Source organism: Sphingobacterium sp. JB170, assembly GCF_900163865.1.
Lineage (GTDB): Bacteria > Bacteroidota > Bacteroidia > Sphingobacteriales > Sphingobacteriaceae > Sphingobacterium.
On record NZ_FUKU01000057.1, the window covers coordinates 103994 to 130752 of the forward strand.

The window sequence follows — 26759 nt, forward strand, 5'->3', positions numbered from 1 at the left end:
CAGCGCCAGCGATACGCTAAATGACTTGAGGCTACTGAGACATCAAGGCATTCAACTGGTCCCCGAATTTCGCCGATGCGTAATTTGCAAACCCGGTATGGTGGAAACGAATTTTTCCTTTTTTATCTAAAACAACCGTTGTGGGTAACGTCCCCGAGAAAATTGATTGGGGGATAGTGCTGTGAGCTCGATACAGGGGCAGCGCGGAGTTTTCTTTACGCAAGTATTCTTTTGCTGCGACCTGGTTGTTATCCTCATTAATCGTTAAAAAGAAAATATCGGGATGATCTCTATATTTTGCGTAAAGCGTCTCGATGGAAGGAAATTCGGCTCTACAAGGGGGACACCAGGAAGCCCAGAAATTAATAAACACGACCTTGCCCCGCAAAGAGGATGTATTTTGAACCGTTCCGTTTTCATCTAAAAAGCTAAAATCGACACTAACCTGCTGCGCATGCACTGACTCCTTTTGGTTGATACTGGCATTAAATAGTCCCGTTTTCATCAACTGAGCAAGCAAGAAGGATTTTGCATCGGGGCTGACCAGCATCACCCCGAGTGCGATAATCATTACTATCGAAAAGCCATTTTTTCGAAGGTACTGCAAGAACCTATTAGATGCTTTTTTAACGCTTGAGACCTCCTTATCGTTCGACATTAATTCTATTATTTTCAATCATTTATTCACTCTCCACGAGTTCCTTTAATGAGGTCAAAATTTGGGGGTCCGCGTAATCTCTTCCACCCTCCATTCGTGCTGCGATGGCTCCTTTTTTGTCAAGGATAACCGTCGTCGGTATGGCATTTCCTAAATAGTCCGGCGGAATATCTCCCGTTGGAATGTATACCGGTAGATCGTAACTATTCTCCTGCATAAAGGCTGAAGACTCCTCCATCTTGCTATCCACGTCTACCATTAAAAAAACGATGTTGTCGTTGTCCTTGAAGGAGCTCCGTAACTTGTTAATCGAAGGCAGCTCTTCGATACACGGGGGACACCATGTCGCCCAGAAGTTGATAAATACAACTTTACCTTTTAAAGAACTTAACGAGACGGATTTCCCTTCTTGGTCCGTAAAAGAAACATCGGACACAGCCGGTGCGGGTACTTCTTGCTGCACCTCACCTTCCTGCTGAGTCGTGGTTTGGTCTTCATCGGTTTTATTTTCATCATCCTTTTGCGCGTTGCCGCAGCCAGCCATCATGGCGACTACGATAAAGAAAATTCCCAAACGAGTTATCAAATTTTTAAACTGAATTTGCATAATATGTGCTTTAAATTATTTTTTAATTTCGTGTTTACTGCTTTTATATCCTTTACGCCCTCTGTAGGCAATCGGTCGTGCCAGCGATGACAGGGGAGATCAATAAAAATGCCGCGAGCATAAAGAAATATCCATTACAATTTACGTACCCCTGTGTGCCCCCCCATCTTTCCTGCTAAATTAGTTTTAATCGCCATGGGATGCAAATGATAAGGTTATAATTACGTTATATTTATATTCACCGAATTAGCCAGCGTAAAACGTTGAAATTCGCTTTTTTAAAAACCTGCCCATTACCGGCGCCAGTCCGGAAGATTCGTTACCTTGTCTGCTGGTAGTTCGCTGTTTTTCAGGAAAACGAATTGAAATCAATTATATAAAGGAGTACATAGAAAAAATCTATATTTTTGGATCTTGGAATCTCTACGGATAAAATGGTAAACAAAAGATTGTCTATTAACGACATTGCAAAAAAATTAGAAATTGCAAAGTCAACGGTGTCGGCGATTATAAACGGCAAGGGCGACGAGCGTCGGATCAGTAAAGAACTGCAGTTAAAAGTTTTAGCCTATGTTGAAGAAGTTGGCTTCCATCCACATCATCTAGCAAAAAGTTTAGCGACCGGCCGCAGCAGCAGTATTGGACTGGTCGTGGAAGATATTTCCGACTCCTTTTTTGGCCCGATCGCACTGATGATTGAGACGCTGGCAAAAAGTTACGGTTACCGCGTTATGTACAGTAGTACGTTGGGCGATACGAATACGGCTAATGAGATAATTGAAATATTTCGACGCAGCCAGCTAGACGGGTACATTATTGCGCCGACCAAAGGGATCGAAAAAGTCGTCACGGAAATGATCGGCGAGGGAATTCCAGTGGTACTCTTTGATAGAGACCCGGTAAAAGGTGTCAATTTTGTGGGAACTAACAATAAAAGTGCTACCATCGAAGCCTGCACCCATCTTTACGAACGTGGATTTCGCAAGATCGGTTTTGTTACGCTCGCATCTACCCAAAGCCAGATGCATGATCGACTATCGGGCTACCAGGAAGCGATGGCCGACTGGGGTATTGCCCCTAATATCGTTTATATCCCTTTCCAGGAAAGCAAAAAAGAGAAGAAAAAACATATTGAAAGGTTCCTTGAAAATAAGAACGAATTGGACGCCGTTATTTTTGCCACCAACTATCTCTGCATCGCAGGGCTGGAAGTGATCAATAACCTCTACAACAGACGAGGTTCCCGGCTCGCGATAGTCTCTTTTGATGACCATGAAGCGTTTGCTTTAGTCTCCCCTACCATTACCGCGATACAGCAGCCCCTTGAAGAACTAAGTAAACATATTATTGAACTCTTAATACAGCAAATCAAAAGTCCTACTGGGAAACAGTCGCACCACGTAGAATTACCTTCGGTAATTAAACAACGAGAATCATCACAAAAATGATCGATTCGCGCAAGCCTACCAAATCTTTATGGTCTAACCAAGACTCCCTCCACGGCCTATGGTAAAGGGTCAAGGTTTGTCGGGTTAGCTGGATCATATATCGCAACGCCAACCTTCGAATCGGCACATCCATAATATAGGAACCACTTTTTCTTATAGTAGACCAGTCCTTCAATAAACACGGTACCGTCGATATACTGACCGCTCTTTTCGAAAGCTTCCATCGGCCGAAGAAACGGAATGTCCATACGCTGTAACACCTTTGTAGGGTCATTGCTATCAAACAATACTTGGCCCGCTGAATAAGTCCCCTTGTTAAAGCGCTGGTCACCTTTTTCAGGGTGGTTCTTGCCGTTGTATAAAAGGAGAATGCCTTTATCAGTTTTTATTGCCGGCGGCCCGCATTCTGTTAATGCGCTATCGAAGTAACCTTCGCGCGGAGAAATGAAAGCATGAAGCTCTCCGTTTTCATCCACAACAGGGTCCCAGTCGACCAGGTTATCAGATGTAGCACCGTATACGCCGTGCTCACCCCAATACATCCAGTATTTGCCGTTAACTTTAGCTATCACCTGCTTGTCGCCTACCAACTCGGTGACAATAGATGCGGATTTATGGGGTCGATCGACTAGTCCCGGTATTACGGTTGATCTAGAAAAGATCGGCCCTTGTTTATCCCACGTCTTAAGGTCTTTGGAAAAAGCCACCCCCAGACGAGGCACTTCCCGGTTCCATTGCGTATAGAACATGACATACTGCCCCTCGGACGTTTCAGCAATACGCGGATCCTCTGTTCCTCCTGGCCATTCAAATGCTTGTTGGCTATCCTTGTCCGGATAAAACACAGGGGTGCTTTGGCGGGAAAAACTTATCCCATCGGCGCTCGCAGCAAGACCTAAACGCGAGGTTCTATGACCGATTTTTATACCCGTTTTATCTTCTGCGCGGTAAAGTACATATATGCTATCACCTTTTACCACCGCTGCGGGGTTGAACGTATCGTTCGCTTCCCAATGCACCGAGTCACCGCTCATTGGATCCAAAAAAGCAGTTGTGCTATCTGGCTCAATCACCGGATTCGCGCCCTGTGGTCGTGCAAAGCCGCCCATCACCCAGTCTGGAGCAACATGTTGCTCTTTGTCTTGCTGCTCGGAACGACAACTGACCAAGTTCAGCATGAGACCAATTAGGGCCGCTGCCGTTGATAATTTTGTGAAATTTTTCATATCGAATCCAATATTAGGAGAGTTTAGTACATAATTCAACGTTTAAGAACCGGTTTTTCTTCTCAAAAATGAAACAACTATAATCGCGCGGACAGCTTGCGGGAAATTCCATAATTGTTTAATAGTTGCACATCTTAAGATATCTCTTCTAGGGTCTTCCCCTTTGTTTCAGGCATAAAACGCACAAATATAAAAGAGGCTACCACCATTAGCGCATAGAAAAGAAACACGTAATAACCGCCTAGTACACTTCCCTCTACGATAACTGGGAATACCCAGGATATAATGGCTGCGAACACCCAATGTGTAGTACTACCCAGCGAAGATCCCTGCGCGCGTACTTCGTTGGGAAATATTTCCGCAAGAAACACCCAAATAACTGCTCCCTGAGAGAGCGCAAAAGATGCTATAAAACCGATGATATAATACAAAAGAAACTCCGAGTTCACCCCCTTCAAACCGAACGCTGCAAGGATTAAGAATATGAACATTCCGACCGCGCCCATCGATAGAAGCTTTTTACGTCCAAAACGGTCGATGATACTCATACCAACTAGGGTAAAAACAAGGTTCGTTCCACCAATAAAAATCGGCTGAATATAGGACAGTTCTGCGGTAAATCCAGCCATATCAAAAATCCGCGGTGCGTAATATAAAATCGCATTAATGCCGGTCATTTGATTAAAAAAAGCAAGCATGACTGCAAAAAATATCGGCTTGGCGTACTTGGACTGAAACAAGTTAACGGATGTTTTTGGCGAATTTGTATGGTCGCTCGCGATCATAAAAGGTTCGTCTAAACGCGAGAAACTACTACGTGCCCTTTCGATTTGTCCGTTCTGTAGCAACCAGCGTGGGCTTTCGGGAATTAACTTAAGCAGCAGCACAAACAGCAGCGCCGGAACGGCCATAATGCCGAGCATATATCGCCAGGCGTCCCCGCCGAAGGACAGAAAGAGAAAATTAGTCAGATAAGCCGTAAAAATCCCGGTAACGATCATGATCTGGAATGTTCCGGTGAGCTTCCCGCGATCTTTAGCGGGCGCTATTTCCGAAGTATATACAGGTCCTACCACCGAACTTACCCCGACGGCCAACCCTCCCAAGAAACGGAAGAGCAAAAACATCTCCCATATGGAGGCTACTGCGCAGCCTAATGCAGATAATAGGTATAAACAAGCTACAAAGTATAATACAGGTTTACGACCATATCTATCCGCAATCTTCCCCGCAATTATAGCGCCTATGATTGTACCTATCAGTGAGATCGATACGGTGAGCCCATGGCGCATGGCGTCCAAATGCCACATCTTCTGGATAATCTGTTCAGCCCCAGAAATTACGGCAGTTTCAAATCCGAATAAAAAGCCGCCTAATGAGGCTATAAGTGTAAATTTCCAAACTGGCTTCATATGTTCAACGGTTCAAAAGTTAGTCCTAAAAATAGATTACATTCATCAAATGAAGCCACTTCCAAATTCTGCTCGAGCGACGATTGAAGATCTTCAAAGAAAAGGGAATTGGCCTTTGCGATGCTCCCACCAATTACTATCAAATCGGGAGCCAATGGAGCGAGGTACTGCTTGATAAACTCCCTAAGGTTAGCCGTCAAATAATCAAATGCATCCCGCCTTTGCTCCTCCAGACCACTAGTCTGCACCAAATCTTTAATATTATCAACAGAAATTCTACCAAATTTTTCTTTCAAGTGCCCAATCATTCCGCGCGTAGAAATGACATCTTCGACGATCCCTCCTTGGAAAGGCGCTGATCCGTAATTCAAATCCTCAATCCGGCCGTTTACATATATCGAAGAGCCTAATCCCGTGCCTAGGGTCAAGCCTATTATGCGTTTTTGTTCAAGTTTACGGAAATAAACCTCGCCGAGTAAAAAAGCAGCTGCATCGTTGTAAAAGCACACCGATTCCGGCGCAATACCAATTATATCAGCGAAAAACTCGCGCAAATTAAAATTGAGGATAGCTTGATATTTATTCATTCCATCCATGCGCGAAATACCATTCTCATAGTCAAATGGGCCAGGACAAGAAACAATTACTTTACTAGGTTTGCTAGGATTGCTCGATAAGGTCATGTGAAGGATTTCTTGAATTTCGCGAAGAATCTGAGCGCGGGAACCGTTACTATCGACGGGGCAACGGAAATAAGATTCTTCTACGACGCGTTCTTCCTCACGGTCAACGAGCGCCGAGGAACAATGGGTCCCTCCTAAATCAATGCATAATACTTTAGTCGTTATAGACATATAATCTAAAATTGGTGGTAACAAAGGTTTAGCAAAACCGGTTTCGCTTAGAAACAAATATAAAGCTATTAATCTAATATCAAATTTTTTTTATCTTTTTATGCTGCGCAATCTTTATTATCCAGTTTTAGATATGTGCTAGGGATAACCTCGTACTGGAAATACACTTGCCCCTATAGGCTATAGGTATCAAGTCTACGCTTTGACCACAAATGAAAGTGTTTCAAGCTGGTTCTAGCGCACCGCTCAATATGGGGGCTGCTTTATAAATAAAAAATGGTCATAATTTTCATTTCGCCGAAATATTGGGGCTCGTGAATTTTATGACCATTTTTAAATATGGATCGAAAAAACGCGCAGGTTAGGGATCTAACGGTTCATCTGGATCAATTGTCATTGATTCAACTTTGGGCTTAAATTCGAGCACAACATCGCTCATTCTTTTACCTAGTTCGTAAGGCACATACCCCAGCTCTTTTATGCAGCGATCGGCCATACCTACAACCGCATCGATGTGCACCTTGCTGCTGGTAACCATGGCAAACTGATCTTGTGGAAAACCATAACGAAACATTATTCTTGCCGTATTCCTTAGGTTCGTGGTGGTGTGGCGTGCATGCGGGTCAAGTATGATCGCCTCTTGCGGAACAAGTAAATTTTCGATGAGGTAGCGCTTCATCTCGATAGCCTCAATATACGGGGTCTTATAAGGGTGAACACGCCCACCGGATAACACGATAAAGGGTGCTTGGCCATCAAAGTAGGCTCTGGCAGCCATCCGTGCTCTTAACATCCCGCCAGGACTTATCGGCTGATCGTACTTCGAGGGTCCTGCGCCTAGTACAAGCAGCAAGCTGTACGGATAGTCCTGAAAGTTTGTCGTTTTTATCGCTGTCAAGGCTTTTGAATTTTCCCCCTCCATGATGGGTTCTAGCTGCGCGGCATCCATGCGCTCGTTTACTTCCAACAGGCGCACCGCCGTGAGTATGGTCATAAATGCAGCTTGATGGGGTGTGGGACTGTCTTTTAATACATCTTGACGCACATCTTGTAACAGGCCTAAATATGGTTTCTTACTTGTATCAAATGAAATCGAATCGATCCGGGGATAATTGGGCTTTGCTCCGCCAGCATATACATCGATCACGTAATTGGTGTACCGCATATCTTGCTTGATGGCCTTAACAAAATAAGCTTTAGGATCGCTCTGGGTTGCACTGCCATAGGCGCCCGAAGTGATTAGCGCGGTCTGCACTAAACCCTGAAGTTCTTTATCAGAGTCAAAACGCTTAGCCATAAATTCATGTAATGATTCCATTTCAGCGTCGCTCCACTTGAATGCCGCAAGAAAACAAGCTAAATCTTCACACTCCTGGGCGCCCGCGTAACGCTCCGCGCGCGAAACTAGAAGCGCCTGTATTGCAGGATCGGAAAATATGTTTTCTCTTATTTCAGTGTTTTTAAAAAGGAGACAACTCGCCAAATAATTTTTCGACAATACCCAATCTTGTGGTGTCTGGGGCTTATGGTCGCCTTGTGCAAAAGAGAGATGCGCGAAGCAGGTTCCTACGATCATAATGATGAAAAATTTTATTATTTTCTGCATATTTTAGTATTATACTTTCAACGATTACTTAGGCATTAGAGTTTAAGGCTCTTTTGAAACCCCGGATGAAGACCACGCTATCATCCAGGGCTCATATTATAAATATCCGGCAAAGTGGGCGGCGCGTTTACCTTGCTGGCAAACACGTCACTCCCAAACTTTTAGTAACCCGCGTTCTGATACATCTTTTCGGGATTCAATTTATACTCATCGAACGGGATCGGGTAGTATCTATCTTTGGCTGATATATTCGAAATCTTTCCATTGCCGTAGTCAGCTTGACTTTTTGTCTTGAAATAAGAAACAAGGCCCTCTGCATCGTAGTTACGAATAAGGTCGAACCAGCGCTGGTTTTCAAATGCCAGCTCAACACGCCTTTCGTGTAGAATAGCATCTTTCAATGTCGGATATTTCGATTTGTATGCGGAATTTGTTACCGACTCTTGGTAACTCGGTAAGCCGGCACGCTCGCGCACCTGGTTTAAAAGTGCGATAGCTTCAGCATCTTTACCCAAGTGTAATTTCGCCTCCGCTAACAACAGCATCACGTCAGCATACCGAATTAAGATCCAGTCGTTTCCTCCGCGGCCTTCCGTCCCAGCACCATCACTCACATCTCTAAACTTGGTTATAAACCAATCGTTTACTTGTGCATCGCTCGCAAATTTCACAGAAAACTCTTTACGCGTGTCATTGGGTTCGTAGTCTTTCACTAGATCTACCTTAGCTACTTGTCCGGATCCCGTCGATTTGAATTGTGAGTTTATTGTTTCCCCACGCGCTTGGTAATTACGCGCGATACTCGAGCTGTATTTGGGATCACCCTGCAAATACTGAATTTGGAAGACAAGCTCTTCACATTTGTTTTTCTCTCCGACAGCAAACACTTCGCTGTACGGTATCTCCGATAATTTACCGAAAGCGCGCATTTGATAAGATGCCGTTAGGTGTTCTTCGGCCTTGGTATAATTTGTTTGGCTGTCACCTTCTATCGTAGAGCCCATTGTTAAATACACCTTCCCGAGAATAGCATGTATGGCAGCCTTGGAAACTCGACCAACAACATATTCATGTTGCGTGTTTGGCAGGTCACTTTGAAGCGCTTCTGTTAAATCTTTCACAATCTGCGCGTAAACGACAGACTCTTTTTCACGAAAAGCAACTTCTTCACCTTGCTCTTTACTGGTAATTTCCACGGTAGCAAGCGGAATATCTCCGAATTTGCGCACCATATCGAAATACAAATACGCGCGAATAAATTTAGCTTCAGCTTTATAACGCTCCTTTAAAGCCTCATCGGTGAAGGTTACTTTATCTACATGCGTTAATAATACATTACAACGAGAGATGGCATCATACATCGTCGTCCAATGTGTTTTCAGGTTCGAATTACTTGGAAGAATTGAAAAATCGTTGAACTGAAATGGTTCTCCGGCGTTCGATTGATTATCGTTGCGGCCCGCGTTGTCCGAACGCTCTTCATTATAAAGTGTGCTGCCCTCTCCGACGCTACTTCCCGAGCGCAATCCTTCGTATAAACCGTTCAGGCCCAAAAGCACATCGTTTTCTGTTTGAAAATAATTTTCAATGGTTACCGCATTTGGATCTTCCTGATTCAAAAAATCTTTCGAGCAAGAAGTTAGTGCAAATAACGCTATGGGTATTAAGTATCTTTTTTTCATGATTATCGATTTTAGAGACTAACTTTTAAACCTAAATTGAATGATCTAACCAGTGGATACAGACCGTAATCGACGCCAGGAGTTAAGTTACCACGTTGGTCATAATCGGGTTCCGGGTTATATCCTTTATATTTTGTGATTGTAAACGGATTATCAACGCTAGCATAGATGCGTAGACCCGATAGCGACCATTTATTTACCACCTCGGATGGCAGCGTATATCCCACCATAAAGTTTGTCATGCGCAAGAATGAACCATCTTGCAAGTAAAAACTAGAAAGCCGGGTGGAGTTGCTTTGCGTCCCGCCACGTGAAGCGCGGTATACTTCGCCGTTTCCAGGGTTTTCAGGCGAGCGGTAGCGTTGTGCTACGTCCGCGTACTGGTTGCCCGAGCCTTCCATATTGTACAGGTAGTAATCGTAACCGTCGAGGACCTGGTTTCCTTGCGATCCGTTGAACGAAGCACGGATATCGAATCCTTTGTACTGTGCGTCGAATGCAAAACCGTACGTAAAATCGGGATGCGGATTACCGATGATACGTTTATCGTCGTCATTCACAATACCGTTTCCGTCGACATCTTCAAAGTATAGGTCACCTGGTTGTAGTGGTGTCGATGAGGCGGCTGAAGGAGCCACTGATTGGTAGTTGCTTTCATTAGCAACGCCTAAGACTTTAAAACCGTAGAACATACCGATCGGGCTACCCTCTTGGGTAATGTGTGTTAGGTAAGAACGTTCCGCGCCATTTGTAAGGATTGTGGAAGCTCCCCCAAGGTCAAGCACCTTATTGCGATTGATATTGATGTTTCCGCTAAAGCCTAAACGAAAATCTTGGCGGCGGATAATCGCGGCATCCAGTTGTACATCAAACCCTTTGTTTTGTACTTTGGAGTCCGGCATGTTAGTCAAGATTGAAGTTGCTCCGGTAACGGCCGTGATAGGCTGATTGAAGAGTAGATCCGTTGACTTACTGATGTAGAAGTTTGTCATCACATTTACCCGGTTACCCAAGATCCCAAAATCCAGACCGACGTTTGTTTGTGCCGTCTTTTCCCAACTTAAATTTGGATCACGAAGATTGTCGGGGTAGTAACCCGTCTGCACCTTATCGCCGATGATTACACCAGTCGGCGTATTGTAAGTTGTAATCGCCGCATAATCACCTATGTTATTATTTCCACTCATTCCCCAGCTGGCGCGAAGCTTCAATGATGAGCCTTCACCTAACCAAGCATTGTAGAAATCCTCGTTAGATAATGTCCAACCCCCAGAAACGGAAGGAAAAGCTCCCCATTTACTGTTCGGACCGAAGCGTGATGAAGCGTCACGACGGTAAGATGCTGATAGGAAATATTTGGAATCGTAACTATAATTAACCCGCCCGAAATAGGACATCATGGTTGTTGTACGCTTGTAGGTATCACCAACGAGTAGTTCGAAATCTGATGGATCCGCTCCTTTGTTGGTCACCTCCTCGATAGCATCATTTTGGAATCCACGCGCACGAACGCCCACATTATCGTGGTCTGTTTGCTGCGCCGAATAACCGAGTAGGCCCATGATATTATGCTTCTCGCCGAACGTTTTGTTGTAGTTCAAGGTCGCCTCGACGAGTTTATCGAGTGAGCTCCTTGTAATCGCATCTGCGTACGCTGCAGTCTTAGCATTTTCGCTGTACGGTTCATAGTTACCACTAGAAATACTTGTAGGACGGTAGTAATCGTACTTCTCATCATAAGTAGATAGCCCGCCGTTGATCTTCAAGTTTAGTCCCTCTATTAATTTGAAGTCAGCGAAAGCATTGTATAAACCTCTTTTACCACGGCGCTCATTTTTAATCTTTGACACGTAGGCCAGCGGGTTTTCAGGATTCTGAATACCGTAGTTATTTGCACTTAAATCACCCATCAAATATTGCGCATAAGAACCATCTGGATTGTATGCAGGAAGGGTAGGTAGATAGATCAGCGCTGACATCGAGGGGCTACGATCGTAGCGTCCGGTGGTCACCTCATCGTTGACATTGTAGGTGTACGAGACATTGGCGCCGAATGTCAACCAGTCGGTCACTTTAGAGTCTATGTTGGAACGGAAGTTAAATACCTGCTGCCCAGTACCGCGCATAATTCCTTGTTGATCTTGGTACGATCCGCTCACAAAATAACGGTTCTTTTCATTACCGCCCGAGACGGAAAGGTTGTGGCGTTGAAATGGCGCATTACGGTACAATTCGTCCTGCCAGTCTGTATCATATTGAGCGGCTTTGGCCTTTCCCGTTGCGAAGTCGTAGTAATCTTCGGGGATCGTTACGGAGCCTGCATTTCCGACTTTGGCAACACGATCGCCGTTGGAATCCAGGCGCATATCATCTGTCCAGGTTTCGCCCTTTCCGGTCACCAGGTCCCTGTAGGAGTTGTTACGGCCATCGATCAATAGATCGATAAACTCTTCGGAATTTAAAAGGTCGACTTTTTTAGAAAGCTGACCAAATCCGGCAAGCACTTCGTAATCGATATTATTCTTTCCTTGCTTACCACGTTTTGTGGTGATCAGCACGACACCTCCGGCTGCGCGTGAACCGTAGATTGCTGCCGATGCAGCATCTTTTAGTACGTCGATCGACTCGATATCATTCGGGTTGATGTTTAGGTTGTTTCCTGCTGGATAACCATCGATAACGTAAAGCGGATCGGAACCCGCATTCACCGAACCCATACCACGTACGCGAATTTTCGTTCCATCGTACGGAGCGCCACTAGTCTGTGAAATTTGCACACCAGCTACTTTACCTACTAGCGCTTGAGAAAGTTTAGGCGAGGTGATATTCAGTTCGTCCGCCTTCACACTGGCGATAGCGCCGGTAAGGTCAGATTTACGAATCTTCTGATACCCAATAGAAATCTGTATCTCTTCAATTGCATTTTGCAGCCCGGAGAGGGTAATAAGATTTCCCGAGTCATTGGTGATGCGCTGGGTTTGGGTTTCAAAACCTACGTAGCTAATCTGCAACTGATTGCCAATCACGGCGGCAATTTTGAAATTTCCATACTCGTCGGTTTGAACGGCAGCGTTACTGCTGAGATTGGTGACTGATGCACCCGCGACGGGGTTGCCATCGAGATCGACGACGCGGCCCGTTACCTCGGTTTGATTCATCTGCTCTGTTGGAATAGGGGCAGTTTTAGCGCTCGCTTGACCCAACATTGGGGTTACTGTTAAAGCACTAAGAAGCCAAAAAAGCTTCGTAAAGTTCGGTTGCATATATTTTTCCTTTTATTGAGACGTGAAAAACTAATGCGCAATATTAGCAGTATAGTGTTACGTTAATATTAAGGAAGTGTTATCAAAAAACAATCTACCGAACAATGATGCAAAATCTAAAAATCTAATAATTAGATACATATATAATAAAAATGAAATAACTATTGTTATTTATCTGCGAACTCTTGCTTAGATACGCAAAAACATGCAGGCAGTTAGTGGGCTAAACAACTAGCTACGAACGCCCTATAAATTAAGTGAATTAATTTTCTGACCTCCGGAAATCAGCAATCCGAACGTCAGAAAAATCAACAGCATTTTATTAAAGGTTACCTGTATCGAGTAACTCCAAAATCGTTTCATAGGTATACTGTAAGTCGGCTTGTTCCACGCAGTATGGCGGGAGGATATACAGCACGTTACCCAGGGGTCGAAGGATAATTCCCTTTTCTAAAAAAGCCTGATAAAGCTTGCTTTGTATCTGATTAAAATAATCCGCGCCGCCGCCGGTATCCCAGTCAAAAGCGATTATTGTTCCGTGCTGACGCACATTCCGCACTCCTTTTCGGCCAGTCAGTGCGCGCGCAAACTCCTGATGGCTGCGCGAAATCTGTTGAATCTTATTGCGGGTGAGAGGATCAAGCAGCAGATCCAAACTCGCCAGTGAGGCGGCGCATGCGATGGGGCTCGCGGTGAAGGAGTGCCCGTGGAACAAGGCCCTTGTTTTATCCTCCGAGTAGAACATCTGATAAACCGAATCACTACAGCTGGTCATCCCCATCGGCATCGTCCCGCCGGTGAGCCCTTTGGAAAAACACATCAAATCGGGCTGGGCATCCAGTTGATCGGCCGCAAAAAGAGTCCCCGTCCTTCCGAAGCCGACAAATACTTCATCTTGAATCAACAGTATACCCTGGGCGCTGCAGTAGTCCATAAGCTGGGATAGGTGCTGCGGCTCATGCATCAGCATTCCGCCCGCTCCCTGTACGAGCGGCTCGTAGATAAAGCATGCGAGCTCATCGGCGTGCTGGACTATCTGTTGCTTGAGCGCGGGTAGATTCTGGGCCGTCGGCGGATCAATAAATAACACCTCAAAAAGCATATCGGCGAATGGCGCCGTCCACTGACCGCGCTCACTTACCGACATCGCGCCGAAAGTATCACCGTGGTACCCGCCGGTAAACGCCATGATCTTGGTTTTCTTTTTCCCTTTATTTACCCAGTACTGAATACACATTTTCAGAGCCACTTCGACCGCCGTAGAACCGTTATCGGTATAAAACATTTTATTTTGATTATCCGGCAGCAGCGCAAGCAGCCTCTCGGACAAAGTTATCGCCGGCTCATGGGTAAACCCGGCGAATATCACTTGTTCTAGGCAAAGCAGCTGCTCGTATACTTTTTCAGCGATATAAGTGTTTGCATGTCCGTGCAAAGTCACCCACCAGGAGCTCACCATATCCAGGTAAGCCTTGCCGTCAGTATCGTATAAATAGGCGTCCTTGCCTCTAGCAATCGGCAGGTGAAAGCTGGTTTTCATTTGTGAATATGGATGCCAGTTGACCGCTACATCGCGCTTTACCCATTGCTCGCGCATGCGGTCTCCTTTCTTTGCGTCATGGGCTTGAGCCCTAGGTTTTGCAGCATCTGCATATCTTCATCCACCCCCGGATTGGGTGTGACCAAAAGCGTCTGCTGCTCGCCAGTGAACAGCGAGTTCGCCCCCGCCATAAAGCACCATGCCTGTTCTTGCTCAGTCATTTCAATCCGCCCTGCGCTGAGCCGCACCATGGAACTGGGCATCGTTATGCGCGCGGTGGCAATCGTTCGAACCATGTCCCAAACCGCCACTTTGGGCATGTCCGCTAGTGGCGTTCCCGCCACGCGTGCTAGGGCATTGATCGGCACCGACTCTGGGTGTATGGGCATATTTGCAAGCGTTGCGAGCATGGAAATGCGGTCTGAAACAGTCTCCCCGAGCCCGATGATTCCGCCCGAGCAGACCGTGATACCGGCTTTACGTACATGCTCGATGGTCTGTATACGGTTATCGAATTTCCGGGTCGAAATGATCTCATCATAAAACTCCTCGGAAGTATCTAGGTTATGGTTATAAGCGTATAAACCTGCCTCTTGCAGACGCTCCGCCTGCTCTTTGCTGAGCATGCCGAGCGTGCAGCATACCTCTAGCCCCATTGCATTAACACCTTTTACCATATCGATAATCCGATCAAAGTCGCTGTTGTTTCTCACCTCGCGCCATGCTGCCGCCATACAAAACCGTGTCGAGCCGCTCTCCTTGGCTTTGCTAGCGTGTGCCAGCACCGTCTGGGTTGGCAGCAGCGACTGCACTTTAATATCTGTGTGGTACCGCGCAGCCTGCCCGCAGTACGAGCAATCTTCAGGACATCCGCCGGTTTTCACCGACAATAGCGTCGAGATCTGCACCTGATCGGCGTCGTGCCATTCACGGTGTACGCTCGCCGCTTGATATACGAGCTCGAGCAGCGGCTGATTGTAAATATCTAGCAGCTGCTGCTTGGTCCAGTCGTGTCTTGTTGTTTGTTTTTTTGTCTGTTCCATTATTTTACTGTTCAATTTTTAGTTCTTCTAGGGCCTTTTCAAGCCCCTGTTGGTTTATGGCTGCTAATTTTGGAAGCGTTATAATTTTGCTTTCTACGGGTTTATTCTCGCGCAGTATAGCGCGCGTGGATGCATTAGCTTCTCCGTTAAGTAGCAGGTAGGCTACAGGGATCCCTCGCGCTTTTAAGCTCTCGATGCTCAAAAGGCTATGATTGATACTGCCTAAGTAATCCGAGCAGACAAGTATCACGGCAAGCCCGAGGTGTGCGATTAAATCAATGATAAACTCCCTTTCATTAATCGGTACCAACAGCCCGCCTGCTCCCTCGACGATTAAATCTCCATTCGTTTGGGGTAACTGGAAGTCCGCTAAGGTTATGGCTACCCCTTCTAGACGGGCGGAATAATGTGGCGAGGCAGGCACGCTGAACCGGTGCACCTCGGGGTAGATATGTACCCCGGGGCCTGCCAGCTCAGCGACCAGCATGCTGTCAGAGCTATCCAGGTCGCCAGACTGGATAGGCTTCCAGTAATTAGCGCCCCAATACTTGGCTAGCGCCGCGGCCGCTATGGTCTTACCTACACCCGTGCCGATACCTGTAAGAAAATACTGTTTATCCATAAATATGTTTTTTTAATATTGTACTGAGCGCCATTGTTTCTTTGCGGAGGTTGAATGCGTGCAAGGATATCCGCAAGCAGACCCGCCCCGAGGGAACGGTCGGTGGCCGCACGCCGTAGCAGACGATATCCTGCTGCTTGAGATCTCTGCTGGCGCGCTCCATGGCAGCCACATCGCTAAAGAGAATCGGCTTAATAGGACTTTCTGGCGCAGCCAGGCAGGGTAGATCTAACGTATTAAAGTGATCGGTGATCGCTTTGAGCTCTGCCCTGCTATTTTTACCCTCTTGATCCAAAAACCGGTATGCCTGCTCGATGGCTAGGGCATGGAAGTCCGGTATGCCCGTGCTATAGATCAGCGGTCCTGCGTAATTAATCAGGTAATTCGCTAGCGTGCGGGATCCTAAAATAGTGGCGCCCCACAGCCCCATAGCCTTGCCGTAGGTGACCACGCTCGCAAACACGCGTTCTTGCAAATTTTGTTCATCAAGCAGCCCTAATCCAAATACGCCGATGGCATGCGCCTCATCGACAATTAGCGCCGCACCGTACTTTTCGGCGAGCGCCACTAGCCCTTCGAGCGGCGCAAAATCGCCATCCATCGAATACAGGCTCTCCACGCCGATCCATACCTGCCCGCTGCTACGAGCAAGCAGATCGCTCAGGTGCTGAAGATCGTTGTGGGCGAATTTCCAGCGCTTGGCATGTGAAAGGCGGCAGCCCTGGTACACCGAATGGTGCACCCGTTCATCAAGAATAATCGTGTCGCCGCGCTGGGGAAGCGTGCTAAAGAGCGATAGGTTCGCTGCGAAGCCCGAGGGCAGCAGCAGCGCGCGCTGCACGCGGTGCTGATGGGCGATAAATTCTTCGACTTGGGTAATTATGGGCGAGTCACCGGCAATCAACCGGGCCCCTCCGGCGCCCATCAAATGTGAACATTCCTCTACCCGAGTTGCCAACTGCCCTGCCAATGCGGTACTACGCGCAAACCCCAAATAATCGTTGGAATAGAAATCAATACCGGTCGTTTGGTCGTGCAGCTCCCGAAGGTTACCCCTTTGCGCCCGAAGGTGCAGCTTACTAGTTAACCGCTGGTGTATGTGCTTCATCGCTGGCGAGCTGTTTTTCTATTGCTTTTTCCCACTGCACGTACAAGTCCTTTTCTAACGTAATTATCTTTTCACTATGCGTTTCCCAGTCGGCGCTAAACTGCTTAAGGGCGGTAATCATCTCCTGCAGGTGACCTTCTTCTTCGAGGATGATTGACTTCACGCTCACCTTGGCGTCCCATTTGGTCAATAGCTCTTGGTATATTGGGTAGAGCACATCGGCGCGCATCTCGATGGCGTAGGTCACAAAAAGATACGCAGCATACCGAAGCGCGCCGCCCGACAAGCCAAAGTGCGTCTTCAGATACCGGCAACTCAGAACGTCAAGCCGGTGTAAATATTGCATAGAAGCACTACCGCCAAGCATCGACTGGGGGTCATAAAATTCAAAATTATGCTGGCCGAGCTTAGCAAGTTGCTTTTTTAAATAATAGGCATGGCGGTGCTCCTCAGCAGCATGCTTAAGTTGCATGATCCCCGTTTTAGTGATATCCTCACAAGCCGAAATCTTGCGTGCACCGGCATTTTCCATAAACGAAAGGGTATTCAACCATTTGCCATGCAACAGGTCATTTTGCACAATTTTATCTAAAATAGATTTCATATTTGTATTAATTTATCCAAAAGTACTATCTTACCGGACGGTACGATGGTGCCAGTTTGAAGAATATGAATAGTCCGGATAACATTCCATACAAAACTTATGTAGCAATAGATCGTCAACTTTCCGTTCCGATCTATTTGCAAATCGCCAACCAGCTTATCGGCGCTATCGCAAAGGGGTGGCTCCCGGCAGGTATCAGGCTCCCCGGAAGCCGGCGCTTGAGCGCGCTGCTCGAGGTTCACCGCAACACCATTACGGCCGCTTATGACGAACTTTACACGCAGGGCTGGATAGAAATCTTCGCCAACAGGGGCGCATTTGTGGCCTCCATCCTGCCCCAGATGAGCACGAAGGATTCCAGTAAAATCCCCTACGTACAGCGCTCGGGCTTTGAATTCAACAGGTCTATTTTACTTGACAACCCCTTCGAGCGGACCAGCTGCACTTACATACTTAATGATGGAAGCCCCGATATTCGCCTCACGCAGATTGAGGACTTTTCGAAAATCTATAGCGCCAACATGAAGCGAAAAAGCAACCGCTCGAAGATGGACTACTACAATCAAGAGGGAAGTGAATATTTTAAAGAGCAACTAGCTGCTTACCTTCAAAGTTCACGTGGCTTACAAATTGGCACCGGCAACCTGCTTATCACGCGCAGCATTGAGATGAGCCTATTTATCATTTCGGAAATCCTCCTACAGCCGGGCGATATTGTTGCCGTGGGTGAGCTATCCTACTTTTCAGCAAATATGATCTTTCAGAAATCGGGCAGCACGATATGCACCCTTCCCGTGCAGGACGACGGGATCGACATCGATGCCCTTGAGCAGCTTTGTGAAACTCAAAAGGTACGGATGATCTACGTCAGTGCCCAGCATCATTACCCCACCACAGTGAGCCTAAGCGTGCTCAAGCGCATGAAACTCCTGCAGTTGGCGCGCCACTACGGAATGATTATCGTCGAGGAAGACCATGATTACGATTTCCAGTACGACAACAAACCGTTGCTGCCGCTTGCCAGCAATGATCAACACGGCATGGTGATCTATGTCGGGTCGTTTGGAAAAGCCCTCGCTCCAGGATTCAGAGCGGGCTTCGTCGTAGCACCGCAAGACCTGATGGTCGAGATGCGTAAATACCTGGGTATTATTGACCGGCAGGGCGACGTACTAATGGAGCATGCGCTCGGAGAAATGATCGAAGAAGGCGCTATACATAGGCATCTCAAAAAGTCACTCAAGGTATACCGCGAGCGGCGCGATCATATGGCATTCCTACTCAGCAGCGAATTGGGGCACTTGGTAGATTTTGAAATCCCTACCGGCGGACTTGCTTACTGGGTGAAGTGGAAAAACCGGACCAACTTGCTAAAGTTGAGTCAGCAGGCCCAGAAAAACAACCTGTTTATCCCCAGAACCTTACTCTATGAGCACAAACACGTGAACGCGATGCGGATCGGATTTGGCAACTTAGACATGCAGGAAATGACCCTAGCCATTATTACCTTAAAACGATCCGTCCAGGAGATTCAAGAACACAGCTCCGATTAAATATTAAATCTGAAATAAAGACACCAAGCCTCAAAAGCACGAATGCCTTTCAGGCATCCGGATGGGTATAAATTCTTACGCTATTTCTCCGTTTACCAAACAGATAAGCAACGTTAAAAATCACTACGGCTATAAAAACAAGTCCGAAACCGGCAATCTGGAATATGTTAATAGGCTCTTTGTAATAGCACACAGCGAGCAAAAAACTTATAATCGGATTCAGATTCAGCAAAGTCGCCACGATAGACGAATCAAGACCTTTTAACGCGTAAATATTAAGAAACAACGGAACAATCGTATACCCCACGGCAATCACCGCTACCAAAACGTAAAATGTATTTGTTCGCGGAAGGGCCGGGTCAATAACAGCCAGTATGGGTAACAGCAGCAAGGTACTGACAACAATATGAATGGTTAAGGCAAAGAACCCATCGATCTTAAAACTGTTTTTCTGCAGCACCAAATAAATAGCATAGGTTAAGGCAATCGTCATGCTGTATATTAAATCCAGGAAATGTCCATAGGCGAGTATCACGCAGCTCACCCCACTTAATACAACAGCGGTCCACTGCCCTTTATTGAGCTTTTCGTGCAAAAAAACACGGGCAAGTACGGTTGTTAAAATTGGACAAATAAGATATGCTAATGAGGTAGCATTAACACTGACAGCATTCATAACGTATATAAATATATACCAGTTAAGCCCGAGCATCACAGCGCTCAACAATAAATTTACCAGCAATCTCCACCTCTGCTCTCGGGTAGCGTTTCTTATATAATCGATACTCGCAAGGGTCTGCCGCTTTCGGAAAATAAAGCACGCAAATACAATGCTTACCGAAGCAATAATCACCCGGTGAATCAGTATATCGAGCGCCGGGTAGCCGGCCAAAGGCCTTAAAACAAGAGCAAATGTTCCCCAGATCGTAAATCCGATTAAGGCAGATAAATAGTGTTTCATTTTTTAGTATCGCTAACTAAGCACTTACCGCTCCTTACAATCTGTAAATGTATACAAATCTTCGTTCTCAATACGCTATAAATTATCGCCGCCCTCCTTAAGGTCTGCAATCACCAGAGGTAATGCAACTTTAAACCAGTAGGTGTAAATATCTGGTTTTTTACGAATATCCAGTAGAAGCTCATCGATAGGCATCCATTTAAAATCCTGAACTTCCATGGGATTAATCACAGGGTCTTCATTGGCATCTCCTACATACACGTAATCATACTCGTTCTCAATTAAGCCATTCTCGACAGGTGTTTGATAGATAAATGAATGTGAAAATTTCAATTCACAACACATCCCCATCTCGTACTTCAATCTCTCGAGCGCACTGAGCGCAACGTCTTCTCCCCATTGCGGATGTGAACAACATGTATTCGTCCACAATCCTGCACCATGATATTTATGATCGGCACGCTGCTGCAACAGTAACCTACCTCTGTTATCAAAAACAAAAACGGAAAATGCCCTATGAAGCTGTCCCTGTTGATGCGCAAGCAATTTTTCCATCTCGCCGAGCGGGTTATCGTTATTATCTACAAGTACAACTTTTGTTCTGTCCATTTATTTCCAATTCGAGCGTTATTTGAAGACCTGTATTTTGTGGCGCTATGTATCAATTCCCTCGCCTTTAACCAGCCGTCCCGGAAGACCACGTATGAAGTTTTGCATTCATAATTTTCAATCGAAGGTCTTCATCCAAAAATGGCAAAATTTTATTGATTTTTGAAACAAAGTCATCGAATAGGTTGATGATGCATGTTCGACACATGAGAGTCATTTGAGCCCAACCAGCGTATAACGAAATCAGCGGCGTTCTCGTAATTGAAAACACCGCTGATTTTGCTCTATTAATCGGGCACCGCAATCTTGTATTTTAAAGCACTGCGGCGCTGCAACTCCTGTTATCAGTAGCCTGGATTCTGGGTAAGGCCTGTTCCTAAATCTATCTGACCCGAAGGTATCGGATATAGTAGGAAATTCTCATCTGTCAAGTTATCATATTTTTTTAATGCAAGACCCGTACGCTTGAAGTCAAACCAAGTCTCTCCCTCGAACATCAATTCGCGTTCCTTTTCTTCCTGGACGGCAGTGATAAATGTTTCGAGATCACTATATTCTGCTATCGGAGCGGTAGTTCCAGCCCTGTCTTGCACAGTCTTCAAAGAGCTATATGCTGCTTGGCTCACTCCGTTATCAACCCGCGCCTGTGCTTCGGCATGTATGAGGAGAAGCTCCGCTAAGCGAATGACCGTCAAATTTTGACTTGCGGGAGAAAAGTTCGGAAATTTGCCCATAAAATAGTTACCGTTACTCCCTTTGGCCACGGTGAAGTCCTTACGCTTATCTTGCTCCTGATAAAGATCAAGTATCGTCGAATCTTTAGCAAAAAACAAAACGCTGGAATTGTCATTAGCAACTCCGGCAAGCGGGTTGGTTGCCTGATCGTCAAACTGCAGTTCGAAAATTGCTTCATTTGTATTTTGTGTTGTCCAGATCGTGCTATAGTCCGATACCAAAGCATACTGGCCACTGGATATGACTTCGCTTGCTAAGTCCGCCACTTTGTTATAATCCCCCGTCATTTCGGCTTGATACAATAAAACCTTTGCGAGCAGCGCCTTCGCTGCCCAGTGTGATGCGCGTCCCCTGGAAGCGTCTCCCGTATTCGGATTTTCTTCCGGAAGGCCCGCGATTGCTTCTGTCAAATCCTTTACGATTTGCGCATAGAGTTCCTCCTTGCTCGATTCAGGGACATCGATATCGTCACCTTCTTTGGTATAATTAAGCTTTAAGGGAGCCTTATTAAATGCCCTTACTAGAAAAAAGTAATTTAACGCGCGTATAAACTTAGCCTCTCCAACAAAGCTGTTCTTCTTTTCTTCAGGTATCAACGTTTCATCCATTAAGGGCACTTCTTCTATTACTTGATTTGCTGCATTTACCGTGGTGTAGATAGCCTGCCACATATTGGAAATCCAAGGATTAACGGCCTGAATTTTATGCGTTGTAAAGTTTTCGTATTCGGGAAAAACGGCTGAATGCCGCACATGCATAGCGGAAAACTCGGGTACAATGACCAGCGATTGCCCAAATGAGTAAGAATTCATCATCGTTCTGTATATGCCGATGACCGCAGCGTTGGCGTTGGTTTCCGAATTAAAAAATTCATCTTGGGCAATTTGACCTAAAGGGTCCTTTTCCAAGAATTTCTCACACGAGCTAGTGAGTAGTGAAACGATTGTAAGGACGTATAAGATATATAGTTTATTTTTCATTATAATAAGCTTAAGAAATTAGAGAGTCAAATTAATTCCGGTGGTGAAAATTCGTGGTTGCGGGTAACTTCCGTAATCGTAACCGTAAATAAGCCCGGTATTTGCTCCACCATGGCTGGAGCTTACTTCCGGATCGTACCCTCTATATCCAGTAAACACATACGCATTTTGGACCGATACGTACCATCGTAGTTTTTGTATTTTAATTCGGTCAGTAATTGCCTCTGGCAACGTGTATCCCAGGGTGATGTTTCGCAATCTAAAAAATGAGCCGTCTTGAATAAACCTCGATGAAACCGCTCCATTGCTGAGGTCACCCGGCGCTGGCCGTGGCATGTCGGCAATGTCACCTGGCTTTTTCCACCGGTCTACAAAGTCAACGAATGGATTCGAACTAGGGTTGAACCCTTCTAGACCAGAAGCTAGGTTATAGTTAAATATTTCGTTGCCATAAGTAAATTGCCCGGCCACGCTCAAATCAAAATTCTTGTATGCGAAAGTATTGGTAATGCCTCCAAAAAAATCAGGATTCGGATCGCCAATCTGATGATGGTCTTTATAGTCTGTTGGCGTCACGGCTGATCCATCGGCCCCTAGGTAATCAATCATACCTGTCTGTGGGTTAACACCCATCGCTTGCCAGCCATAGAAAACACCAAGGGGCTGCCCTTCGATCGCACGGTTCAAATCGCCGACACCACCACGCATATCCATCAAGCCCTCGGGTAGTGCGAGCACCTTATTTCTGTTAAAGGTCATGTTCAATGATGTTGTCCACTTGAATTCGCCGACTAGGTTTCGAGTCGTTAGTTCAAATTCAAAACCTTTGTTCTCGATATCGCCGGAATTCGTGAATCGATTCATATACCCCGAGCTCGTCAGGATCGGTAGCCCGATCAACAAGTCACTTGTCTTCTTATGGTAGTAATCGGCTAATACTGAAATCCGGTCATCGAAGAATCCGGCATCAAATCCGATATTCCATTGGCGTGTTGTTTCCCATTTTAAACCCTTATCGCCTAAAACGTTGGGTACAAACCCAGCTACACCCATGTAATTATTCCCACCGGAGTACAGGGAGCGACTGGCGTAGTTTCCAATATTCTGATTCCCTGTTACTCCCCAGCTAGCTCGTAGCTTCAAGTCACTTACGAACTTTGAATCTTGAAGGAAGTCCTCTTGAGACAGTCGCCACGCACCTGCTAATGATGGAAATACCGCCCAGCGATTATCTGCTCCAAACCGCGAAGAACCATCGCTACGAATATTTCCATTTATAATATACTTATCCTTATATACATAGGTCGCACGCGCAAACCCGGAAGCTATCGCCCACTCCTCGGGATAAGAATTTGCACCGGTTATGACACCTCCAGCGGAAATATATGGAATATCGTTATTTGGGAAATTCGACCGCTGTGCATGCACGAACTCTAACTGAGATTCTTGAACGGAGAAACCCGCAAGGGCGTTAAAACTGTGGTCTCCAAATGTTTTATCGTAGGTAAGTGTTGTCTCATTGATCCAAAGTTGATCCCGTGTATTACGGCGGGCACCTATACCACCCCTCGCTGCGTACGAACGGAGCCCGTTAGGCGGCATAAAGAAGGTCTCATCAATGAAACTAATATCAGTTCCGAAGCTAGTTTTCAAAAGTAGTTCGGGCATGATATTATATTCGGCGCTTGCATTTGCTAGAATACGAAATGTTTCCGCTTCATTCGTTGGAAGCTCGAGCATCGCGACCGGATTTTCGCGCGTTGCCCGGACCTGATCGTACACGTAGTTTCCGTTGGCATCATAAACGGTCAAATTCGGTGGAGAGAATATCCCGCTCTTGGTAGCTCCTTCTTTCGAGTTTTCTTCTTGAACCCGATGATTGATTGCCCGGGTAAGGTTTATCGAGGTGGAGAACCGTAGTTTATCACTATGTTGATGATCTAAATTCAAGCGGCCACTGATTCTACTGTAATCCGACCCCCGCAGCACCCCTCCTTGTTTCATATATCCTACAGAGGTATAGTACTGTGTTTTCTCGCCTCCACCACTTGCCGAGAGCTCATAATTTCTAGTTGCTGCATTCCTAAAAATAGCGTCCTGCCAATCGGTATTCACGTTAGGATTTGCAAAAATCTGTTCGGGTACCGTCGCATTGGGATCTTGCTGTTGAACGATCGCATAATAATCCTTCATATAGTCTTGGTATTGCTCGGTATTCATAAAATCATAATACCTTTCACGAGGAACCTGCGAAAAACCTTCATACATATTGAAATTAAATTTACTTTCGCCGGCAGTACCTTTTTTTGTTGTAATTAGGACTACGCCGTTAGCCGCGCGAGATCCATAAATGGAGGACGAAGCAGCATCTTTCAACACTTCCACCGACTGCACGTCGGATGGGTTTATCGAAGAAAGCACGTTAATACCCTGCGTACCACCTCCGAAATCGAATGTCGAACCACCTGTAAAATTTGTCGTACTATTTACCGGAATTCCATCCACCACATATAAGGGGTCTGAACTGGCATTGATCGACGTTGTCCCGCGCACGCGAATACTGATCCCTCCACCTGGCGAGCCTGATTTCTGCGTAACCTGCACCCCGCCAGCTTTTCCCTGTATCGCTTGGGTGATACTCGGTAAGACTTCATCTTCAATCTCACTTGCCCCAATGCTGGAGACGGCTGTGGGCAGTGTCGCCCGGTTCATTGTGCCATATCCAACGGCCACTACCTGTACCGACTCAATAGTCTTCGACTCGGGCGCAAGAACTGCCTGTACGTCAGTCCGATTGCCTACCTTTTGCGTAACGGTCGTATACCCTACAGATGAAAAGCTTAACGTATTATTGGCGCCCGCCGCAATTTGAAATTTACCGGCCGCATCCGTGCTTACCGATTCGTTGGTTTCCAGCACGGTTACGGTCACTTGCGACAATGGCCCAGAAGGACCACTCACCACGCCAGATATCGCATTTTGCTCCTGTGTATTACCGGCGGTGCTGTCCTGAGTGACATTCGTACCTATGGAATCTGTTACCGCTGGAGCTGGTATCGAGTCAGTAGTATTTGCCGTTATAGATGAATCGGGCACAGCTGCACTGCTACCGGGAACGGCCACTGTCTCTTGGGTACTCACCTGCACGCTGTCTGAGGCTACGGGGAGACTTAAGGCGACTTCCATTGTTTTTTGGTTGTTTATCGGCACTTCTTTCTCTGCAAAATCAGATTTTAAGAAGACCAGCACCCCGTTTGGATCGGCTGAAATTTTAAATGTGCCATCCTGCTCGGATAAAACGCCATTTGTTGTCCCCTTCTCAGTGATCACGACGCCTTGAATCGCCGCTCCCTGCGGACCGACAACCTTTCCACTGATCGCGATGGAGTCAATTTGCGTTAAGGAACGTGCTGCGGGATTTAAAATAAAAGGGGGATGTGTTTTATATTCTGTTTCGTTGGCTTTAGCAGGCTCGTAGGAAAGGCTAAGCGTCAAGAGTAATGAAATTGGCAAAAAATAATCGTGCTTCATAGATCAAGTTATTAAGAATCATGCTGAAAAAATCGACTTGTTAAGACACATTAGTGTAGGTTGTTTTCATTCAACAAATCTTTTATATCATTTTTGTTACATAGTGATATCTAATAAGAACGAGATCATTGTAAAATTGTTGTGATAATTATGTTTTTTTTTAAAACTAAGTAAGAATTTGAAAACACAAAAGAAGAAAATAAGAGAAAAAGATAAATAGCGATTGTCTGACAATATGTTATCTGCGGATAAGCAAGAAAACAAACGCTTCACTAATCATTAAAACGTTGTCCTCCTAAATCATAGAATTGTTAAAGTATCTTCCCACGTATTAAATTGAATACCTCCTTTGAGGTGGAGTCATTAACTGTAATTGCAAAAAACAATCAAGAATTACCTGGTTATTCCAAGTTAAAATTTCATAGTAAAATGTGTGTTTTCAAAACGACGCACGTTACGCAGTAGAAGTGGAAGAAAGTTTAGGAAGGGCACGCGTGAAAACTGCTTTCCACTTTCAAAAATGGACAAGAATCGTTTTCTAGCATACACTCCCCTCATAAGTAAACGCTGAGAGGGTTTTGTTCGGGAATTGAGGCGCCATATATACCGATAAACGCTTACCAATTCACAGGCAACGAACATACTATCTAAGTATATTTCAACAACATTTGTTAAACATTACGTTCAATTTTTACAAAACAAAATAAAGCGGACAGA

At 45.8% G+C, this 26759-nt stretch carries 19 protein-coding genes; 2 read left to right on the forward strand and 17 right to left on the reverse strand.

Annotated elements, in window-relative coordinates:
* Positions 1-31: 31 nt before the first annotated feature.
* Together FM107_RS14770 and FM107_RS14775 are read right to left on the reverse strand one after the other, a co-directional pair.
* Positions 32-658, reverse strand: coding sequence for a TlpA disulfide reductase family protein (locus tag FM107_RS14770; RefSeq protein WP_086949251.1), 627 nt, complete (start codon positions 656-658; stop codon positions 32-34).
* Positions 659-680: 22 nt separating this feature from the next.
* The gene (locus FM107_RS14775; protein ID WP_086949252.1) at positions 681-1265 is read right to left on the reverse strand and encodes a TlpA disulfide reductase family protein; all 585 of its coding nucleotides are present in this window, start codon (positions 1263-1265) and stop codon (positions 681-683) included.
* A gap of 434 nt (positions 1266-1699) precedes the next feature.
* On the opposite strand from FM107_RS14775, the gene FM107_RS14780 reads away from it, so the two are divergent.
* Entirely contained in the window at positions 1700-2713 is a 1014-nt protein-coding gene (locus FM107_RS14780; RefSeq protein WP_086949253.1) for a LacI family DNA-binding transcriptional regulator, read from the forward strand.
* A gap of 56 nt (positions 2714-2769) precedes the next feature.
* On the opposite strand, the gene FM107_RS14785 is transcribed toward FM107_RS14780, so the two are convergent.
* The 11 genes from FM107_RS14785 to FM107_RS14835 all read right to left on the reverse strand — a co-directional run bounded on the left by FM107_RS14785 (position 2770) and on the right by FM107_RS14835 (position 17673).
* Positions 2770-3939, reverse strand: coding sequence for a glycoside hydrolase family 130 protein (locus FM107_RS14785; RefSeq protein WP_256959561.1), 1170 nt, complete (start codon positions 3937-3939; stop codon positions 2770-2772).
* A 134-nt stretch (positions 3940-4073) separates the two neighbouring features.
* The gene (locus FM107_RS14790; RefSeq protein WP_086949254.1) at positions 4074-5351 is read right to left on the reverse strand and encodes a sugar porter family MFS transporter; all 1278 of its coding nucleotides are present in this window, start codon (positions 5349-5351) and stop codon (positions 4074-4076) included.
* Positions 5348-6205 carry an ROK family protein gene (locus tag FM107_RS14795; protein ID WP_086949255.1) on the reverse strand — a complete coding sequence of 286 codons (858 nt, stop codon included), beginning with the start codon at positions 6203-6205 and terminating at the stop codon, positions 5348-5350. Before FM107_RS14795 ends, FM107_RS14790 begins: the two co-directional genes overlap by 4 nt.
* 361 nt (positions 6206-6566) lie before the next feature.
* Positions 6567-7811, reverse strand: coding sequence for a YdcF family protein (locus FM107_RS14800; RefSeq protein ID WP_086949256.1), 1245 nt, complete (start codon positions 7809-7811; stop codon positions 6567-6569).
* Between the two features lie 161 nt (positions 7812-7972).
* Positions 7973-9493, reverse strand: coding sequence for a RagB/SusD family nutrient uptake outer membrane protein (locus tag FM107_RS14805; protein ID WP_086949257.1), 1521 nt, complete (start codon positions 9491-9493; stop codon positions 7973-7975).
* Positions 9494-9504: 11 nt separating this feature from the next.
* Positions 9505-12699: a TonB-dependent receptor gene (locus tag FM107_RS14810; protein ID WP_256959562.1), complete on the reverse strand. Its 3195-nt coding sequence runs from the start codon at positions 12697-12699 to the stop codon at positions 9505-9507.
* 379 nt (positions 12700-13078) lie between these two features.
* On the reverse strand, positions 13079-14353 hold the full coding sequence (bioA, locus tag FM107_RS14815; protein WP_086949259.1) for an adenosylmethionine--8-amino-7-oxononanoate transaminase: 1275 nt from the start codon (positions 14351-14353) through the stop codon (positions 13079-13081).
* Positions 14335-15339, reverse strand: a complete 1005-nt coding sequence (gene bioB / locus FM107_RS14820) for a biotin synthase BioB (RefSeq protein ID WP_086949260.1) — start codon at positions 15337-15339, stop codon at positions 14335-14337. The genes bioA and bioB overlap by 19 nt, the downstream gene beginning before the upstream one ends.
* 4 nt (positions 15340-15343) lie before the next feature.
* The gene (bioD, locus tag FM107_RS14825; RefSeq protein WP_086949261.1) at positions 15344-15961 is read right to left on the reverse strand and encodes a dethiobiotin synthase; all 618 of its coding nucleotides are present in this window, start codon (positions 15959-15961) and stop codon (positions 15344-15346) included.
* Positions 15954-17069, reverse strand: coding sequence for a pyridoxal phosphate-dependent aminotransferase family protein (locus tag FM107_RS14830; RefSeq protein WP_086949262.1), 1116 nt, complete (start codon positions 17067-17069; stop codon positions 15954-15956). The genes bioD and FM107_RS14830 overlap by 8 nt, the downstream gene beginning before the upstream one ends.
* The gene (locus FM107_RS14835) at positions 17041-17673 is read right to left on the reverse strand and encodes a hypothetical protein (protein WP_086949263.1); all 633 of its coding nucleotides are present in this window, start codon (positions 17671-17673) and stop codon (positions 17041-17043) included. The genes FM107_RS14830 and FM107_RS14835 overlap by 29 nt, the downstream gene beginning before the upstream one ends.
* A gap of 65 nt (positions 17674-17738) precedes the next feature.
* On the opposite strand from FM107_RS14835, the gene FM107_RS14840 reads away from it, so the two are divergent.
* Entirely contained in the window at positions 17739-19226 is a 1488-nt protein-coding gene (locus FM107_RS14840; protein ID WP_086949264.1) for a PLP-dependent aminotransferase family protein, read from the forward strand.
* Positions 19227-19275: 49 nt separating this feature from the next.
* Here FM107_RS14840 and FM107_RS14845 read toward each other — a convergent pair whose 3' ends face one another.
* The 4 genes from FM107_RS14845 to FM107_RS14860 all read right to left on the reverse strand — a co-directional run bounded on the left by FM107_RS14845 (position 19276) and on the right by FM107_RS14860 (position 26042).
* A complete protein-coding gene (locus FM107_RS14845; protein WP_086949265.1) occupies positions 19276-20187 on the reverse strand; it encodes an EamA family transporter in 912 nt (303 codons plus the stop codon).
* Between the two features lie 75 nt (positions 20188-20262).
* Positions 20263-20796: an isopentenyl-diphosphate Delta-isomerase gene (gene idi / locus FM107_RS14850; RefSeq protein WP_086949266.1), complete on the reverse strand. Its 534-nt coding sequence runs from the start codon at positions 20794-20796 to the stop codon at positions 20263-20265.
* 344 nt (positions 20797-21140) lie between these two features.
* Positions 21141-22511, reverse strand: coding sequence for a RagB/SusD family nutrient uptake outer membrane protein (locus FM107_RS14855; protein ID WP_086949267.1), 1371 nt, complete (start codon positions 22509-22511; stop codon positions 21141-21143).
* Positions 22512-22529: 18 nt separating this feature from the next.
* Positions 22530-26042 (reverse strand): SusC/RagA family TonB-linked outer membrane protein, encoded by a 3513-nt coding sequence (locus FM107_RS14860; protein WP_256959563.1) that lies wholly within the window; start codon positions 26040-26042, stop codon positions 22530-22532.
* Positions 26043-26759 lie beyond the last annotated feature (717 nt).

Excerpts from the sequence above, each read along its gene's own strand:
- idi (WP_086949266.1), bottom strand. The coding sequence starts at position 20,796 with ATGGACAGAACAAAAGTTGTACTTGTAGATAATAACGATAACCCGCTC.
- FM107_RS14770 (WP_086949251.1), bottom strand. The coding sequence starts at position 658 with ATGTCGAACGATAAGGAGGTCTCAAGCGTTAAAAAAGCATCTAATAGG.
- FM107_RS14790 (WP_086949254.1), bottom strand. The coding sequence starts at position 5,351 with ATGAAGCCAGTTTGGAAATTTACACTTATAGCCTCATTAGGCGGCTTT.
- FM107_RS14795 (WP_086949255.1), bottom strand. The coding sequence starts at position 6,205 with ATGTCTATAACGACTAAAGTATTATGCATTGATTTAGGAGGGACCCAT.
- FM107_RS14780 (WP_086949253.1), top strand. The coding sequence starts at position 1,700 with ATGGTAAACAAAAGATTGTCTATTAACGACATTGCAAAAAAATTAGAA.
- FM107_RS14785 (WP_256959561.1), bottom strand. The coding sequence starts at position 3,939 with ATGAAAAATTTCACAAAATTATCAACGGCAGCGGCCCTAATTGGTCTC.
- FM107_RS14775 (WP_086949252.1), bottom strand. The coding sequence starts at position 1,265 with ATGCAAATTCAGTTTAAAAATTTGATAACTCGTTTGGGAATTTTCTTT.
- FM107_RS14830 (WP_086949262.1), bottom strand. The coding sequence starts at position 17,069 with ATGAAGCACATACACCAGCGGTTAACTAGTAAGCTGCACCTTCGGGCG.
- bioD (WP_086949261.1), bottom strand. The coding sequence starts at position 15,961 with ATGGATAAACAGTATTTTCTTACAGGTATCGGCACGGGTGTAGGTAAG.
- bioA (WP_086949259.1), bottom strand. The coding sequence starts at position 14,353 with ATGCGCGAGCAATGGGTAAAGCGCGATGTAGCGGTCAACTGGCATCCA.
- FM107_RS14860 (WP_256959563.1), bottom strand. The coding sequence starts at position 26,042 with ATGAAGCACGATTATTTTTTGCCAATTTCATTACTCTTGACGCTTAGC.
- bioB (WP_086949260.1), bottom strand. The coding sequence starts at position 15,339 with ATGGAACAGACAAAAAAACAAACAACAAGACACGACTGGACCAAGCAG.
- FM107_RS14845 (WP_086949265.1), bottom strand. The coding sequence starts at position 20,187 with ATGAAACACTATTTATCTGCCTTAATCGGATTTACGATCTGGGGAACA.
- FM107_RS14800 (WP_086949256.1), bottom strand. The coding sequence starts at position 7,811 with ATGCAGAAAATAATAAAATTTTTCATCATTATGATCGTAGGAACCTGC.
- FM107_RS14835 (WP_086949263.1), bottom strand. The coding sequence starts at position 17,673 with ATGAAATCTATTTTAGATAAAATTGTGCAAAATGACCTGTTGCATGGC.
- FM107_RS14855 (WP_086949267.1), bottom strand. The coding sequence starts at position 22,511 with ATGAAAAATAAACTATATATCTTATACGTCCTTACAATCGTTTCACTA.
- FM107_RS14805 (WP_086949257.1), bottom strand. The coding sequence starts at position 9,493 with ATGAAAAAAAGATACTTAATACCCATAGCGTTATTTGCACTAACTTCT.
- FM107_RS14840 (WP_086949264.1), top strand. The coding sequence starts at position 17,739 with ATGAATAGTCCGGATAACATTCCATACAAAACTTATGTAGCAATAGAT.
- FM107_RS14810 (WP_256959562.1), bottom strand. The coding sequence starts at position 12,699 with ATGTTGGGTCAAGCGAGCGCTAAAACTGCCCCTATTCCAACAGAGCAG.